The sequence below is a fragment of the Phytopseudomonas daroniae genome (genome assembly GCF_004327285.1).
GTDB lineage: Bacteria > Pseudomonadota > Gammaproteobacteria > Pseudomonadales > Pseudomonadaceae > Aquipseudomonas > Aquipseudomonas daroniae.
The window spans coordinates 239,385-256,008 of record NZ_QJUI01000005.1 but is presented as its reverse complement, the minus strand read 5'-3'; the positions used below and the strand labels follow the sequence as shown (position 1 = coordinate 256,008).

12 protein-coding genes are annotated in these 16,624 nt (G+C 65.3%); 8 read left to right on the top strand and 4 right to left on the bottom strand.

Annotated elements, in window-relative coordinates:
- Positions 1–169: 169 nt before the first annotated feature.
- The 5 genes from dctP to DNK06_RS07730 all read left to right on the top strand — a co-directional run bounded on the left by dctP (position 170) and on the right by DNK06_RS07730 (position 6,597).
- Complete coding sequence (gene dctP / locus DNK06_RS07750; protein WP_131179453.1) at positions 170–1,222, top strand: TRAP transporter substrate-binding protein DctP; 1,053 nt, start codon at positions 170–172, stop codon at positions 1,220–1,222.
- A gap of 45 nt (positions 1,223–1,267) precedes the next feature.
- A complete protein-coding gene (locus DNK06_RS07745; protein ID WP_131179452.1) occupies positions 1,268–1,774 on the top strand; it encodes a TRAP transporter small permease subunit in 507 nt (168 codons plus the stop codon).
- Positions 1,775–1,780: 6 nt separating this feature from the next.
- Positions 1,781–3,088, top strand: coding sequence for a TRAP transporter large permease (locus DNK06_RS07740; RefSeq protein WP_207390074.1), 1,308 nt, complete (start codon positions 1,781–1,783; stop codon positions 3,086–3,088).
- A 247-nt stretch (positions 3,089–3,335) separates the two neighbouring features.
- Positions 3,336–4,916: an aldehyde dehydrogenase (NADP(+)) gene (locus DNK06_RS07735; RefSeq protein ID WP_131179450.1), complete on the top strand. Its 1,581-nt coding sequence runs from the start codon at positions 3,336–3,338 to the stop codon at positions 4,914–4,916.
- Positions 4,917–5,280: 364 nt separating this feature from the next.
- Entirely contained in the window at positions 5,281–6,597 is a 1,317-nt protein-coding gene (locus DNK06_RS07730; protein WP_131179449.1) for an MFS transporter, read from the top strand.
- A 45-nt stretch (positions 6,598–6,642) separates the two neighbouring features.
- Here DNK06_RS07730 and DNK06_RS07725 read toward each other — a convergent pair whose 3' ends face one another.
- Together DNK06_RS07725 and DNK06_RS07720 are read right to left on the bottom strand one after the other, a co-directional pair.
- Complete coding sequence (locus tag DNK06_RS07725; RefSeq protein WP_242674735.1) at positions 6,643–7,350, bottom strand: vWA domain-containing protein; 708 nt, start codon at positions 7,348–7,350, stop codon at positions 6,643–6,645.
- Positions 7,332–8,339, bottom strand: coding sequence for a magnesium chelatase ATPase subunit I (locus DNK06_RS07720; protein WP_131179447.1), 1,008 nt, complete (start codon positions 8,337–8,339; stop codon positions 7,332–7,334). The genes DNK06_RS07725 and DNK06_RS07720 overlap by 19 nt, the downstream gene beginning before the upstream one ends.
- 124 nt (positions 8,340–8,463) lie before the next feature.
- Between DNK06_RS07720 and DNK06_RS07715 the strand changes: the two genes are divergently transcribed.
- From DNK06_RS07715 to DNK06_RS07710, 3 genes are all read left to right on the top strand, one after another.
- A complete protein-coding gene (locus tag DNK06_RS07715) occupies positions 8,464–9,042 on the top strand; it encodes an LOG family protein (RefSeq protein WP_131179446.1) in 579 nt (192 codons plus the stop codon).
- A gap of 276 nt (positions 9,043–9,318) precedes the next feature.
- Entirely contained in the window at positions 9,319–9,450 is a 132-nt protein-coding gene (locus DNK06_RS25425) for a hypothetical protein (protein WP_278248839.1), read from the top strand.
- A gap of 270 nt (positions 9,451–9,720) precedes the next feature.
- A complete protein-coding gene (locus tag DNK06_RS07710) occupies positions 9,721–10,809 on the top strand; it encodes a 3-deoxy-7-phosphoheptulonate synthase (RefSeq protein WP_131179445.1) in 1,089 nt (362 codons plus the stop codon).
- An 85-nt stretch (positions 10,810–10,894) separates the two neighbouring features.
- Here DNK06_RS07710 and DNK06_RS07705 read toward each other — a convergent pair whose 3' ends face one another.
- Both DNK06_RS07705 and cobN read right to left on the bottom strand, forming a co-directional pair.
- Positions 10,895–12,505, bottom strand: a complete 1,611-nt coding sequence (locus DNK06_RS07705) for an ABC-F family ATP-binding cassette domain-containing protein (protein WP_131179444.1) — start codon at positions 12,503–12,505, stop codon at positions 10,895–10,897.
- Between the two features lie 360 nt (positions 12,506–12,865).
- Positions 12,866–16,600 (bottom strand): cobaltochelatase subunit CobN, encoded by a 3,735-nt coding sequence (cobN, locus tag DNK06_RS07700; protein WP_131179443.1) that lies wholly within the window; start codon positions 16,598–16,600, stop codon positions 12,866–12,868.
- Between the last annotated feature and the right edge of the window lie 24 nt (positions 16,601–16,624).

Here is a 16,624-nt window from a genome sequence, read left to right as displayed (position 1 = left end):
TCGCCGGTCGCGGCGGCGAAGACCGCACCTGCCGGATGCCTGCCTGTAACAACCGCTACAGCTGCATGGATGCGGGAGGCCACCCTCCCGCTCTTTGGCTTCACCTGCCTTGCCTGACAAATGCGCAAGCCGCGCACCTGGCAAACACATAAAGACCAAGGGGAACAGGATGATCAACAAGACCACTCAGCTTTTCGCCGCCCTCGGCCTGGCGCTTTGCTGCGCCACCACCCAGGCGGCCAGCTACAGCTACTCGGTACCGACTTCAGTGCCGGAAGGCAGCTTCTTCTTCGACAACTTCCTCAAGCGTTTCGCCAGCAATGCCGCCCTGCTCACCGATGGCGAGGTGAAGATTCGTCCGGTCGGCGCCGGCGTGATCGTGCCGCCGTTCCAGGTCTATGAGTCGGTGCAGAACGGCGTGCTCAAGGCCGGCCATTCCACGCCCACCTACCTGGTCAACCAGGATCCGCTGAACAACGTGTTCGCCGGCTACCCGGGCGGCATGTCCGGCGAAGAGACCCTGACCTGGCTGTATGAGGGCAACGGCCTGAAATACCTGCAGGAATTCCGCCGCAAGAACATGGGCCTGCACAGCCTGGTAGTCGGTGTCGGCAGCACCGAGGTGCTGGCCCATGCCAACAAGAAGATCGAGAAACTCGAAGACTTCAAGGGCCTGAAATTCCGCACCGCCGGTGCCTGGGCCGAGGTCATCCAGCAGGTCGGCGCGTCACCGACCGTGGTGCCGCCGGGCGAGATCTACACCCTGCTGCAGCGCAAGGGCGTGGACGCCGTGGAATGGGCCACCCCGGGGGCCAACCTGACCGAGGGCTTCCATGAAGTGGCGCCTTACCTGCTCACCCCCGGGGTGCATCAGCCATCGTTCGTCTGGGAATTCTTCATGACCGAAGAGAACTGGAACGCCATCGACGAGAAGACCCGCGCCAAGCTCGAAGCAGCGGCCAAGCTGACCACCCTGCAGAGCTACTTCCACTTCCTCGATAGCGACATGAAGGCCATGGATACCTACCGCAAGGCGGGTATCGAGATCATCGAGCTGGACAAGAGCATCACCGATGACCTGGCCCAGCGCGGCAATACGCTGATCGCCGACAAGCTGGAAGCGCGCAAGGCCGACGACATCGACGCCAAGGCCATCTTCAAGGACTACAGCGACTACCTGCAGCGCTGGTCGAACAATTCCTCCTATCTCTACAGACACTGATCGGTTGAGCCGACCGCCTGCGTGCGGTCGGCTCCAGGAGGCGTTATGAAAAACAGATGGTACAACTGGCCGGCGCAGGCACTGCTCGCCGTGGCCTCGAGCATGGCGTTGATCATGGTGCTGGTGATGATCTACGAAGTGTTCGCGCGCTATGCCCTCAACAGCCCGACACTCTGGGCCTTCGACATTTCCTACATGCTCAACGGCTGTATCTTCCTGCTCGGCTGCGCCTATGCGCTTAAGGAAGAAACCCATGTGCGTGTCGACTTCCTTTCCTCGCGGCTCAAGCCGGCCGTACAGCGCGGGCTCAACGCCGCCTTCTACCTGCTGGTGCTGGTGCCGACCATCGGCGGCCTGGCCTTCATCGCCAGTCGCCGTGCCTGGCACGCCTTCGTCACTGGCGAGGTCGAGCACGTCAGCCCCTGGGCACCGGTCATGTGGCCGTTCTACCTGGCGTTGGCAGTTGGCCTGGCGGGCCTGACCTACCAGCTCATCGTCGATGCCGTGCTGTTCATCGGCAACCGCAAGCAGCCCGGCACCAAGGAACACTGACCGATGATGGAATACATACCCCTGCTGATGTTCGCCCTGCTGTTCCTGTTCATCTTCCTCGGCATTCCGGTGTCCTTCTCGCTGATCAGCGTGTCGTTCCTGTTCGGCATGCTGCTGTTCGGCGACAACATCCTGCAGCAGATGTACGGCTCGCTGCTGCAGGCCTCGACCAACTTTGCCCTCTCGGCCATTCCGCTGTTCGTGCTGATGGGCGCGATCCTCGAACGCACCGGCCTGGCGCAGCGCCTGTTCAGCGCCTTGCAGCTATGGCTCGGCGGTTTTTCCGGCGGCCTGGCGATTTCCTCGATGCTGATGTGCGGCATCTTCGCCGCCAGCTCCGGCGTGGTCGGCGCAGTGGAAATCGTGGTCGGCATGATGGCCATTCCGGCCATGTCCAAATACAAATACGACCGCGCGCTGATCTCCGGCACCATCTGCGGCGGCGGTTCGCTGGGGGCGATCATTCCTCCGTCGGTGATCGTCGTCGTGTATGCCTCGATGGCCCAGCTGTCGATCGGCCAGCTGTTCGCCGCCACCCTGTTCCCGGGGCTGCTGATGCTGGGCATGTTCCTGCTCTACATCATCATCGTCTGCTGGCTGAAACCCTCGCTGGCGCCGGCCGTGCCGGAAATGAAGGCCACGCCGCTGGGCGAGAAGCTGAAGATCACCATCAGCGCACTGATCCCGCCGCTGCTGCTGATCTTCGCCGTGCTCGGCTCCATGCTGGCCGGCATTGCTTCGCCGACCGAGTCGGCGGCCGTGGGCGCCTTCGGCGCAGGGCTGCTGGCCGTGTGGTTCAGGGAGCTGAGCATCACCCGGCTGATCGAAGCCCTGGTCGCGACCATCAAGATCACCTCGATGATCATGCTGATCGTCGCCGGCGGCATCATGTTCACCGCCATCTTCGCGGCCAGCGGTGGTGGCTGGATGATCGGCGAGTTCATGGAAGAGATGAACTTCAGCCCTTATGTGCTGATCCTCATCCTCATGGTGATGGTGTTCTTCGCCGGCATGGTGCTGGACTGGATTTCCCTGGTGCTGATCTTCGTACCGATCTTCACGCCACTGATAAAGGCCGCCGGCATCGACCCGGTGTGGTTCGCGGTGATGTTCATGGTGGTGGTGCAGACCTGCTACCTGACGCCGCCCCTGGCGCCCTCGGTGTTCTACCTCAAGTCCATCGCGCCGCCCGGTTACGGCTACGGCGTGATGTACCGCGGCGTACTGCCCTTCATCGCCATTCAGCTGCTGCTGTTCCTGCTGATCCTGGCCATGCCCGGCATCGCCACCTGGCTGCCCAGGCAGCTGTTCTAGGAACCTGGCCTGCAGATGCTTCATGCACGACCGAAAAAGGCACAAGCGGCCTTCGATCAAAAACGCTTGAGGCTGGAAAGCTGGACGAAAGAGCCTATGCGGTTTGCTTGTCGTTCAGCCTCCAGCCTTTAGCGCTCCTATCGGCCGTCCGGCAAGGGCTGGCTGACTGCAGACTTGCGCAACTTATCAGACATCGTACAATCAAAACCTTTCCGTACGTATTCATACGTCCCAACAGGAGCTAACAATGCCCGCTACCATCGGCCACAACATCATCGGCGGCGCGTTCAGCGCAGCCGGCTCCGTCGTTCACCAGAGCCATGACGCCAGCACCGGCGAAGCCCTGCCCTACGACTTCGTCCAGGCCACCCCTGAAGAAGTCGATGCCGCCGCCAAAGCCGCTGCCGCCGCTTACCCCGCTTACCGCAGCCTGCCGGCAGCCAAGCGCGCCGATTTCCTCGACGCCATCGCCGACCAGCTCGATGCCCTGGGTGACGAGTTCGTCGCCACCGTCTGCCGCGAAACCGCCCTGCCCAGCGCCCGTATCCAGGGCGAACGGGGCCGCACCAGCGGGCAGATGCGCCTGTTCGCCAAGGTGTTGCGCCGCGGCGACTTCTTCGGCGCGCGCATCGACCGCGCCCTGCCGGATCGCCAGCCACTGCCGCGCCCGGATCTGCGTCAGTACCGCATCGGCCTCGGCCCGGTCGCGGTGTTCGGCGCCAGCAACTTCCCCCTGGCCTTCTCCACCGCCGGTGGCGACACCGCCGCGGCCCTGGCCGCTGGCTGCCCGGTGGTGTTCAAGGCCCACAGCGGCCACATGGCCACCGCCGCCTTCGTTGCCGAAGCCCTGCTGCGCGCCGCCGACAAGACCGGCATGCCCAAGGGTGTGTTCAACATGATCTACGGCAGTGGCGTCGGTGAGGCGTTGGTCAAGCACCCGGCCATCCAGGCCGTCGGCTTCACCGGTTCGCTGAAAGGTGGTCGCGCCCTGTGCGACATGGCCGCGGCGCGCCCGCAGCCGATTCCGGTATTCGCCGAGATGAGCAGCATCAACCCGGTCATCCTGCTGCCCGAAGCCATCAAGGCCCGTGGCGAGAAAATCGCCGGCGAACTGGCTGGTTCGGTGGTCATGGGTTGTGGCCAGTTCTGCACCAACCCGGGCCTGGTGATCGGTATCCGTTCGCCGGAGTTCAGCGCCTTCCTCGAGGCCTTCACCGCCAAGATGGCCGAGCAGCCGCCGCAGACCATGCTCAACACCGGCACCCTGAAGAGCTACGTCAAAGGCCTGGAAGCGCTCGACGCCCATGCCGGTATCACCCACCTGACCGGCGCCAGGCAGGAAGGCAACCAGGCCCGCCCGCAACTGTTCAAGGCCGACGTCAGCCTGTTGCTGAACGGCGACGAGCTGCTGCAGGAAGAAGTCTTCGGCCCGACCACCATCGTCGTCGAAGTGGCCGACCAGGCCGAACTGCTGGCCGCCATCGATGGCCTGCACGGCCAGTTGACCGCCACCCTGATCAGCGAACCGGGCGACCTGGCCGGCGCCGGCGAGCTGTTCGCCCTGCTCGAGCAGAAGGTCGGCCGCGTGCTGTTCAACGGCTACCCGACCGGCGTGGAAGTCTGCGACGCCATGGTGCATGGTGGCCCGTACCCGGCGACGTCCGATGCCCGTGGCACCTCGGTGGGTACCCTGGCCATCGACCGCTTCCTGCGCCCGGTGTGCTACCAGAACTGCCCGGACGCGCTGCTGCCCGACGCGCTGAAGAACGCCAACCCGCTGGGCATCGCCCGTCTGGTTGATGGTGCCAGCAGCCGCGACGCGCTGTAAGAGACGGCTCGGCGCTACGGCGCCAGCCAACTCTGCGCTGTATAGAGAAAGCCGACCTCCGGGTCGGCTTTTTCATGTGCCCGGATTGGTAACGTTGTAGAGCAACGCCTTTCCCGGGTATCGCTTCGCTCGACCCAGGCTACGGTTTACGCTTCGGGTGCAAACCGTAGGGTGGATAACGCGAAGCTTATCCACCATTGATCGCGTCTCAAGACGCTTACGCAAAACCCCTGTCGCTCATGACTACCCCCAGGTCGCACTCGAATCCCGCCACAGCTGGAGAGCCACGTAAGTTATCCACAGATGGACGCAAAGGCCCGGGCCAGGCGCGTCCGCACGTTGGAACAACTGCGCGGAGGCAGCCATGAGCGTCACCACTTATCCACTACAGGCTACACACGTCGATCTCGGCACCTTGCGCAAGGTCATCGCCGCGTCGGCTATCGGCAACTTCGTCGAGTGGTTCGATTTCGCCGTCTACGGCTTTCTCGCCGTGACCATCGCCGCGCTGTTCTTTCCACAAGGCGATCCGGCCCTGGCGTTACTGCAGACCTTCGCGGTATTCGCCGTGTCCTTCGCACTCCGCCCGCTGGGCGGCATCGTATTCGGCATCCTGGGTGACCGCATTGGTCGCAAGCGCGTGCTGTCGATCACCGTGCTGCTGATGGCCGGCGCCACCACCCTGATAGGCCTGCTACCGACCTACGCCAGCATCGGCCTGATCGCGCCGCTGTTGCTGGCCCTGGCGCGCTGTCTGCAAGGCTTCTCGGCAGGCGGTGAATACGCCGGCGCATGCGCCTTCGTCATGGAGCACGCGCCAACCGAACAGAAAGCCCGTTATGGCAGCTTCGTACCCGTCTCCACCTTCGCTGCCTTCGCCTGTGCGGCAGGCCTCGTCTTTGGCCTGGGCCTGTGGCTGGATGAAACGCAGATGCAGGCCTGGGGCTGGCGCGTGCCCTTTTTGATCGCCGCACCGCTGGGCCTGATCGGTTTGTACATGCGCCTGCGACTGGACGAATCCCCGGCCTTTCAGGCCCTGGCCGCGCAAGCTCACCCGGAACACTCGCCGCTGCGCGAAACCCTGCGTGAGCATGGCGCGACCGTGCTTTGCCTGTCGGCCTTCATCTCCGCCACGGCGCTGTCGTTCTACATGTTCACCACCTACCTGACCACTTACATGCAGGTGGTCGGTGGCGCAACACGACCCACAGCGCTGCTCGCCAGCCTGATGGCGCTGCTGTTCGCCGCTCTGCTGTGCCCCTTTGTAGGCCGCTATTCGGATCACGTTGGCCGCCGTCGCACCATTCTCACCGCTGGTGTGGCGCTGATCGTCGCGGTGTATCCGGCCTTCACCCTGGCCGCCTCGGGTACGCTGCTGGCATCGGCCATCGGCGCCATGCTGCTCGCCATCGGTGCGGTGATCTGCGGCGTGGTGACCGCCGTGCTGCTCTCGGAGCAATTCCCCACCCGCGTGCGTTACACCGCGTCGGCCTTCACCTACAACCTGGCCTATACGCTGTTCGGCGGCACCGCGCCGCTGGTCGCCACCTGGCTGATCGAAGCGACCGGCAACCGCATGTCGCCGGCCTTCTACCTGATCGCCATCGCCCTGCTGGCTCTGGCCGGCGGTCTGGCGCTGCCCGAGTCGTCGAAACGTTCGCTGGAGGATCCGATAACCTGAGCATCGCCTTGGCAGCATCGAAAACCGGCCACTACTGACGCGGCGCTACACCGAGTGACGAAGTGACTGAGTCAACGCCTCGAGTTCTTCGATATGCCGATACTCGGCACCCAGCTCGCCGGCCAGCTGAACGGCACGGCCGAGGCGGATCGGCGCGCACTCGATATCCACCAATGTGGCGGGGCAGGGGCTGGGCGGCAGCGCTGGCCATTCGCGCAATCGCCCGTCGGTAATGACCAGCAAGCGCTGCTCCTCACCCGGCTTGAGGCGCTGGCGGCGCTGCAGCCAGCCGTGGGCCTGCTGCAACGCCGGAATCAGCGGGCTGCCACCACCGGCACCGAGCTCCGCCAACCACTGCTGCAGGGCAGCAGACGCTTTCTGGCCCTGCCAGTGCCACTGCGGTTGTGCTCCGTGGGCGTCGAGTACGGCGATGCGCGCACGCTCCCGGTAAGCCCGCTCGAACAGCTCGGCGAGCAGCCCTTTGGCCTTGCCCAGAGCGCCATGGCGGCGGGTCGAAGCCGAGGCATCGACGACGATCAGCCATAGCTGCGTCGGTGCGTTGCTACGTGGGCTGCGCTGCAGATCTTCGCGCCGCCGTGGCCGACCTTGCAGCAGGGTGGCGAGCCAGTCGATAGCACCATTCTCGCCCCGGCGTTTGGCGCCACCGCGGCCGCCTGCCTGTTTGCCCGGAGTGGGCTTCGCATCCGTCCCCGCTCTGGCACGCGGGGGGATGCTCAGGGCTTTTTTGCCCAGCGTGGCGGTTCACGGCGCTCGCCGGTGGCCTGCACGTGCGGCGGCAGTTCGCCCCACTGACCTTCGCCTGCCGCAGGCTGCTCGCTTGATGCCTGAGCAGGAGGGCTGGCCGGCGGCTGAGCCTGCTGCCGGGGTGGCGTATGCCGACGACGATGGCGCAGCACGAAGTCGGCCACTGCTTCGATATCGTCCTCGCTGATGCCTTCAGCACCACGCCAGGCCGCATGGGCACGGGCGGCTCGCAGCCACACCAGGTCGGCACGCAAACCATCGACGCCCGCCTCGAAACAGCGTTGGGTGATCGCCTCCAGCGCCTGGTCATCGAGAGGAATGCGCATCACCTGATCCCGCGCCTGCTGGCAGCGCTCGGCCAGTGCCGCCTGCTGCTCGGCCCACTGGGCAATGAACGCCTGCGAGTCGGCATCGAAAGCCAAGCGACGGCGGACGATTTCGGCGCGCGCGCCCGGCTGCGGCTGACCGTCCAGTACCAGGTTGAGGCCGAAGCGGTCGAGCAACTGCGGGCGCAGCTCACCCTCTTCGGCGTTCATGGTGCCGATCAGAATGAAACGCGCACTGTGGCGGTGAGAGATGCCGTCGCGCTCGACATGGTTGACGCCGCTGGCCGCCGCATCGAGCAGCAGGTCGACCAGATGGTCGGGCAGCAGGTTGACCTCGTCGACGTAGAGCACGCCGCCATCGGCCTTGCTCAGCAACCCCGGGGAAAAGCTCGCCCGGCCTTGGCCCAGGGCGGCATCCAGATCCAGGGTGCCGACGATACGTTCCTCGCTGGCGCCCAGCGGCAGGGTGACGAACTGGCCAGTGTGCAACAGCTCGGCCAGGCCACGGGCCAGGGTCGACTTGGCCATGCCTCGCGGCCCCTCGATCAGCACACCGCCAATCGCCGGATCGACCGCCACCAGGCACAGTGCCAACTTCAGCGAGTCGGCACCGACCACGGCGGCGAGAGGGAAATGGACGGTATCGGTCATGGCGCAATCCGGCTGAGCAAAGCCGGCATTGTAGCAGCGGGCGGTCGAATCCCACTGCGCTGTTCTGTTATGGTCGGCGGCTTCGCAACGCTGACGTGTGCGTCATCAACCAGGGAGAGTCTCCGTGCGTCTGTGCATTTTCTGTGGTTCCAACGCGGGCCGTGACCCGATCTACATCGAAGCCGCTACCCGCCTCGGCCAGACACTCGCCAAAGCCGGCATCGGCCTGGTGTACGGCGGCGCGTCCGTCGGCCTGATGGGCGCCGTGGCCAATGCGGCGCTCGAAGCAGGAGGCGAAGTGATCGGCGTGATCCCGCGTTCGCTGTGGGAAAAGGAAGTGGCCCACACCGGCCTCGAAGACCTGCGCATCGTCGACTCCATGCATCAGCGCAAGGCGCTGATGGCCGAGCTGTCCGACGGTTTCATCGCCCTGCCCGGCGGCGTCGGCACCCTGGAAGAACTGTTCGAGGTATGGACCTGGGCGCAACTGGGCCACCACCAGAAGCCCTGCGCGCTGCTCAATATCAATGGCTACTACGACCGCCTCGCCGCCTTCCTCGATCACATGGTCGACGAAGCCTTCGTCAAGGCGCCGCACCGCGAGATGCTGATCGTCGAGCAGGATATCAATGCGTTGTTGGCGGCCATCGACCGCTACGAGGCGCCTCAGGTGGGCAAGTGGATCGGCAGGCAGGAAACCTGAGCACCTGGCGGGCCAGAGCCAAGCCTTGGCCGATGCAAGGCGGAAGCGGCCATTCGTAGGGTGGACGACGCTGTACACGACGCTTCACCCGTCCACCGCTCTGCGATCGCAATGGTGGATGAAAAGAGCGTCATCCACCCTACGTCCGCTTCCGCCTTTTTTGCAGCCGTACATGAAACGGCTACAAGCGACACGCAGCAGATCGTGAATCGGTTCCAAGGCTTGCAATCGACCACCGCGATGAATTAACGTCGAGCCCATTCAACGGAGCCTTGCATGTCGCCATCCCTGATCCTGAACAGCACCCGCCTCGATGCAGCCTGCATCGTGATCGTGCGTGCCCAGGCATCCGTGGTTGCGGCGGCCTCGTATTTTTATGGGTATTGGTTTAGCCACAGGCGCGCCTGATACCCCACAGGCGCCCTAGCAACTCAGGGTCGCCACCAGACAGTTTCTCGAAACCCCCGGTCGGCAACCCGATCGGGGGTTTCTTTTTTTCCGGCACAGCCATCTGTACAGAGGATTTCACCATGAACGCATACGCCACCTATCAAACCCGTTACCGCTACGACTGGCGATTTACCGGCAGCCGCTCTGCTCATCCACTCAATCGAACATCCCATCGAGCCAGATAGTGCGCCGCGCGCGGTAACATCCGCGCCGGCCGAGGAAACCACCATGTCCGTAGCCGTCAATTCCCGCTCCACCGCCAAATCCGCTGATCTGCACCTGGTCGCCGCACCGACCCGCCGACAGACTTCGCCACTGCCCAGCGCCAGCCAGTTGCGCGAAGAACTGCCCCTCTCTGCCGCCCTCGCCCGCCAGGTGCAGCAACAGCGCCACTCGATCCGCGCCATTCTCGATGGTCACGACCCGCGATTGCTGGTGGTGGTCGGCCCCTGCTCCCTGCACGACGACGCTGCCGTACTCGAATACGCCGCGCGCCTGGCAGCCCTCAGCCAACGGGTGGGTGATCGCCTGCTGCTGGTGATGCGCGCCTACGTCGAAAAACCGCGTACCACGGTGGGCTGGAAAGGCCTGGTCTACGACCCGGCGCTGGATGGCAGTGGCGATATGGCCGAAGGCCTGCGCCGCTCGCGGCAACTGATGCTGCGCATGCTGGAGCTCGGCCTGCCGCTGTCCAGCGAGATCCTGCAGCCATTGGTGGCAGGCTACTTCGACGACCTGCTCGGCTGGGCGGCGATCGGCGCACGAACCAGCGAATCCCAGGTGCACCGCGAACTGGTCAGCGGTCTGGAGATGCCGGTGGGCTTCAAGAACGGCACCGATGGCAGCCTCGGCATCGCCTGCGACGCCATGCGCTCGGCGACTCATGCCCACCAGCACTTCGGTGTCGATGGCCACGGTCGCCCGGCCCTGGTACAGACCCACGGCAACCCGGACACCCACCTGGTGCTGCGCGGCGGCCATGGCGCCCCGAACTACGACGCCGCCAGCGTCGCCACTGCGCGCGCCGAGCTGGAGCGCCAGGGCATCGCCCCGCGGATCATGGTCGACTGCAGCCACGCCAACAGCGGCAAGAACCCGCTGCGCCAGCCCGAGGTGCTGCGCAGCGTGCTCGACCAGCGCCTGGCCGGCGACGGTGCCCTGCGCGCAGTGATGATCGAAAGCCACCTGTTCGATGGCGCCCAGAGCCTCGGTGGCGAGCTGCGCTACGGCGTATCGATCACCGACGGCTGCCTCGGCTGGACGGGCACCGAGCGCATGCTGATCGACGCGGCCGTGCGGATGCGGCATCTGGTCTGACGCCACCCGTAACCTGACGTTGAGCGCAGCGATACCCAGTGTCGCTGCGCTCAAGCCGTTGGATGCACCCTCGCAAACGTGCGGATCACACCCGCTCGTACTGCCAACCCTGCGTCGTCCACTGCAGGCGGTCGGTGATCGCCAATGCCTCGATGAACGCGGTGTCGTGAGACACCACGACCAGCGCCCCACGGTACTGACGCAGCATGCCTTCGACGGCCAGCAGCGAGTCGAGATCGATATGGTTATCGGGCTCGTCGAGCAGCAGCAAGGGTGCTGCCGGTTCGCCATCGATCACCCCGGAAAGCGCCAGTTTCAGGCGCTCGCCGCCACTGAGCCGTGCGCAGGGGAGCAGTGCCCGATCGGCATCCAGCCCCAGGTGCATCAGGCGGGTACGGGCAAGCGCCTCGGGCAACCCGGGATTGCAGTGTCGCAGATGATCCAGGGCCGTTTGCGCCGCCTGCAGGCAGGACAATCGCTGATCAAGATAAGCCAGCGGGACATCGACTCGACACTCGCCAGCGGCGACTGAAAGCCGGCCCGCGAGCACCGCCAGCAAGGTCGACTTGCCACAACCATTGGGCCCGGTAATCGCTAGCCGGCGGGGGCCGAACAGTTCGATATCCGGCAGGCAGGCGCCCGAAAATGGTGCGCACACGCCGCGTAGACTCAATACCCGCTTACCCTCGGGCAGGCTTGTAGCACTGCCATGCAGCTCGATCGCCAGGTTTTCGTCCACCTGGGCGGCGGCCTCGCGTACCGCGCTATCGAGCCCGCTACGCGCCTCCTGCAGCCGCTGTTGCAGGCGGCCGGCGCTCGTTTCGCTGCGGTTCTTCTGACGATCCAGGAGGATCTGCGCCTGATTGCTGTCCCGCGCCCCACGCGCTCCGCTGGCGGTACGGCGCTGCTGGCGTTGCTGCTGCGTCTGCAACTCCCGCTCGCCACGTTTGCGCTCGGTGCGAGCATGCTCCAGCGTATGCTGCGCGGCCTGTCGCTCGCGCAATCGACACTCCCGATAAACGCTGTAATTGCCGCCGTAGGCGCGCAGCCCGGCCGGCGATAGCTCGACGATGCGCTGCATGCCCTCCAGCAGTTCACGATCATGGCTGATCACCACCAGCCCGCCCGGCCACTGCTGCAAGCGTCGATAGAGCCGCTGGCGGCTGACCCGATCCAGGTGATTGCTTGGCTCATCGAGAATCAGCAGATCGGCACCGCAGAGAAAAACACCGAGCAAAGCCACCCTTGTACGCTCACCACCGCTGAGTATGGCGGCAGGGGTTTGCAGTGACAGATGGCCAAGACCTTCGTCGCGCAGGGCGAGGTTCAGGCGCTCGGCGATATTCCAGTGGCCTTCGAGCAACTCGATATCGTCCTCGTCCATGCAGCCGTCAGTCACCCGACACAGCGCATCGTAAGGCGCAGCGAAACCGGTCAGATCGATAACTCGAACGCCGTCAGACACCACGACCTCTTGAGGCAGGTAAGCGACCTGAGCCTGCCGAGCGATACGCCCGCCAGTGGGCTGCAACAACCCTGCGAGCAGGCGGCCGAGCACGCTCTTGCCGGCACCGTTGCGCCCCACCAGGCCGGTATGGCGGGCATCGAAGGTTTCGCTCAGCTCATCGAACAGCGGCTGACCATTGGAAAAATGAAAGGACACGCGCTCGAGCGCGATAACAGGCGAGTTCGTCATGAATGACTCCAGGCAATGCCGTGAAAACGCGAGGCACGAGGCCGCGGCGGAAAATCACAGGTCGTGCGGACACGACGGCATTACTGGCGCATTGGACGAAACTCCTCTGGAAATGAACAGGTAGGCTAAACCCAAGGTCAGGCCAGGGCAACCGAGGGGACTTGTAAAAACCGAAAACGCGTTGAAGGCAGCTTCAAGGCGGAAGCGGACGTTCGATTTGGTGGGCTTCATGACGTAGGGTGGACGGCGCTTCATCCGTCCACCAACCTAGCGATCGCAATGGTGGATGAAAAGAGCGTCATCCACCCTACGGGGTGAGCGTCTGCTCCCGCCTTCCTCCGGCCAACGCCCTAACAGACCTCAGCTTTCCTCGCCCTCGATCAGCAGGTTCTCCAGGGCCTCGCGGTACTCGCCCGGCTCCTGCCAGAGGCCGCGCTGCTGGGCTTCGAGCAGACGCTCGACGATGTCCTGCAGGGCGCCGGGGTTGTGCTGCTGGATAAAGTCGCGGGTGTCCCTGTCCAGCAGGTAGGCGTCGGTGAGCAGGGCGTACTGGTGGTCGTCGACCAGTTCGCTGGTGGCATCGAAGGCGAACAGGTAGTCGATTGTCGCGGCCAGCTCGAAGGCGCCTTTGTAGCCGTGACGCTTCATGCCCTCGATCCACTTCGGGTTGGCCGCACGGGCGCGTACCACACGGGCCAGCTCCTGCTTGAGGGTACGGATGCGCGGGGTATCGGGCTGGCTGTTGTCACCGTGGTAGCTGGCCACCCTGGTGCCCCGCAGGGTTTCCACCGCCGCCAACATGCCACCCTGGAACTGGTAGTAGTCGTTCGAGTCGAGGATGTCGTGCTCGCGGTTGTCCTGGTTGTGCAGCACCGCCTGCAGACGCTCCAGGCGCTCGGCGAACTGGCCGCGCGCCGGCGTACCTTCGCTGCCTTTGCCGTAGGCGTAGCCGCCCCAGTTCAGGTACACCTCGGCGAGATCCGCGCGGCTTTCCCAGAGGCGTTCCTCGATGGCGTTCTGCACGCCGGCGCCATAGGCGCCGGGCTTGGAACCGAAGATCCGCCAGCCAGCCTGACGCCGCGCCTCGAGTTCGTCCAGCCCGCCATCCTGCAGCGCCAGGGCTTCCTGCCAGACCCGTGCCGACAGCGGGTTCATGTCCGGCGATTCGTCCAGATCGGCGACCGCCTGCACGGCGTCGTCGAACAGACGGATCAGGTTGGCGAAGGCATCACGGAAGAACCCGGACACCCTTAGGGTCACGTCGACACGCGGGCGACCGAGTTGCTCCAGCGGCAGTACCTCGAAACGCTCGACCCGCTGGCTGCCGGCCTGCCACACCGGGCGTACGCCCATCAGGGCCATGGCCTGGGCGATATCGTCACCACCGGTGCGCATGGTCGCGGTGCCCCACACCGACAGGCCGAGCTGGCGAAGGTGGTCACCTTCATCCTGCAGATGGCGTTCAAGCAGGCGGTCGGCGGCCTGTACGCCAAGGCGCCAGGCAGTGGGTGTGGGCAGGTTGCGCACGTCCACGGAATAGAAATTGCGCCCGGTGGGCAGCACGTCGAGCCGCCCACGACTCGGCGCGCCGCTGGGGCCGGATGGCACGAAGCGACCATCGAGCGCATCGAGCAGGCCATGCATCTCGGCATCGCCACAGGCATCCAGCAGCGGCGCGATGCGCTCAGCCAGACTGCGCAGCACGGCAGCGCTGGCCGATCCGGCGAATGGCAAATCCGCTCCTTCGATCAGCCGTAATCCGAGCAACTCAAGACGCTCGCGGGCATCGCCGAAACTGCGCCAGGGCTCATCGCTTAGGCCAGTCAGAATGTCAGGGCGTGGGCCCGTCCACGGCGCGGCCATGTCGCAATCGAGGGGGTCGAAGTCGAGCTGCAGGTCATGGGCCAGGGCACGCAGCAGGCTGGCGTTGCCGCCCTGGCCGTCGCCGCGGGGAATGCGCAGCAGCGCCAGCAGGGTGTCGCGACGCAGCGTACCGGCCGGTGATTCGCCGAACACATGCAGGCCGTCGCGGATCTGCGATTCCTTGAGATCACAGAGGTAGGCGTCGAGTTGCGGCAACCAGCTGGCGGGGTCGTCGTTGAGCTGCAGGCCCAGTTCGCGATCCAGGCTGGCTTCGTGCACCTTGACCAGTATCTCGCCGCGCAACTCGGCGGCGCGACGCAGGTCGAGCTGGCTGGCGTCGTAGTACTCGTCGGCCAGCCGCTCCAGATCACGCAGGGGGCCATAGCTCTCGGCGCGGGTCAGCGGCGGCATCAGGTGGTCGATGATCACCGCCTGGGTACGGCGTTTGGCCTGGGCGCCCTCGCCGGGATCGTTGACGATGAAAGGGTAGATATTCGGCAGTGCACCGAGGATCGCCGTCGGCCAGCAGCTTTCGGAAAGGCCGACGCTCTTGCCCGGCAGCCATTCCAGGTTGCCGTGCTTGCCAACGTGGATCACCGCCTGGGCAGCGAACACCTGGCGCATCCAGAAATAGAACGCCAGGTAACCGTGAGGCGGCACCAGATCCGGGTCGTGGTAGACCGCTGCCGCATCGACCTGATAACCCCGTGCCGGCTGGATGCCGACGAAGGTCAGGCCGAAGCGCAGGCCGGCGATCATCAGGCGGCCATTGCGGAACATCGGATCGTTTTCCGGTACGCCCCAGCGCTCCAGCACCGCCTGGCGATTGGCCTCGGGCAAGGCTGCGAAGAACCTCTGGTAGTCGTCCAGCGCCAGGCTCTGGGCGCAGGGCCGCAGGTCGAGGTTGTCCAGGTCGTTGGTCACGCCACCGAGCAGTTGGTGAATCAGCGCGGTGCCGCTGTCCGGCAACGCATCGACCGGATAACCCTGCTGTTGCAGAGCCTGGAGGATATTCAGCGCGGCCGCCGGGGTGTCCAGGCCGACGCCGTTGCCGATGCGACCGTCGCGGGTCGGGTAGTTGGCCAGCACCAGGGCGACACGTTTGTCCGCTGCGGGCGTGCGTTGCAGCTCGCACCAGCGCCGCGCCAGTTCGGCGACGAAATCCATGCCGGGCAGGTGCGCACGGTAGCAGACCACGTCGCTCTGGCTACGCTCGCTGCGCCAGGCCAGGCCCTTGAAGCTGATCGGCCGGGTGATCAGGCGGCCGTCCAGCTCCGGCAGGGCGATATGCATGGCCAGGTCACGCGGGCCGAGGCCCTGGGCGTTGCCTTGCCACTGCTCCTCGCTGTCCAAGGCGCAGAGCGCCTGCAACACCGGCACATCGCGGCGGAACGGCCGCGCCTGCGGTGCTTCCGGGTTGGACTGGGCGAAGCCGGTGGTGTTGAGGATAACGGCGGCGCCGGCCTCGTCCAGCCAGTCCTCCACCTGTGCCAGGCAGGCGGCTTCCTTGAGGCTGGCCACGGCGATGGGCAGCGGGTTGAGGCCCTGGGCCCGCAGGCGCTGGCAAAAGCTGTCGACGAAGGCGGTGTTGGCCGCCTGCACATGGGTGCGGTAGAACAGCAGCGCCGCCACCGGCGCATCGGGCTGCCACTCGGAACGCCAATCATCCAGGCGCACATCACTCTTGTGCGGGTGATAGAGGCCGACCCGGGGCAGTGCGCGCGGCGCCTCCCAGGGGTAGTCGCACCCCAGGTAGCGACTGGCGATGCAGTGGAAAAATTGCCGCGCATTGTCCACGCCGCCCTGGCGCAAATACTGCCAGAGCCGCTCGGCATCCTCGGCGGCGACGTTACCCAGGCCGCTCAGCTCGGGATCGGGGCTGTCGTCGCCCGGCACCAGGATCAGCGTCTTGCCGCGCCCGGCCAACTCCACCAGACGCTCGATGCCGTAGCGCCAGTAGCTGACACCGCCATGCACGGAGATCAGGATCACCTTGGCGTGCTGCAGCACCTGCTCGACGTAGAAATCCACCGAGGCGTTGTTGCCCAGTTGCGCCGGGCTGGCCAGGCGCAGACTGGGGTAGTCCTCGGGCAGATGGCAGGCGACCTCGGCCAGCAGCGACAAGTGCGAATCACCGGTGCACAACACCACCAGCTCGGAAGGCGTCTGGCCGAGGTCGGCGATGCTGTCGGCCGGTAACGACTGTCCGGGCTGAGTACGCAGAAGATGCATCTAAGCGAGCTACAAGCTACAAGC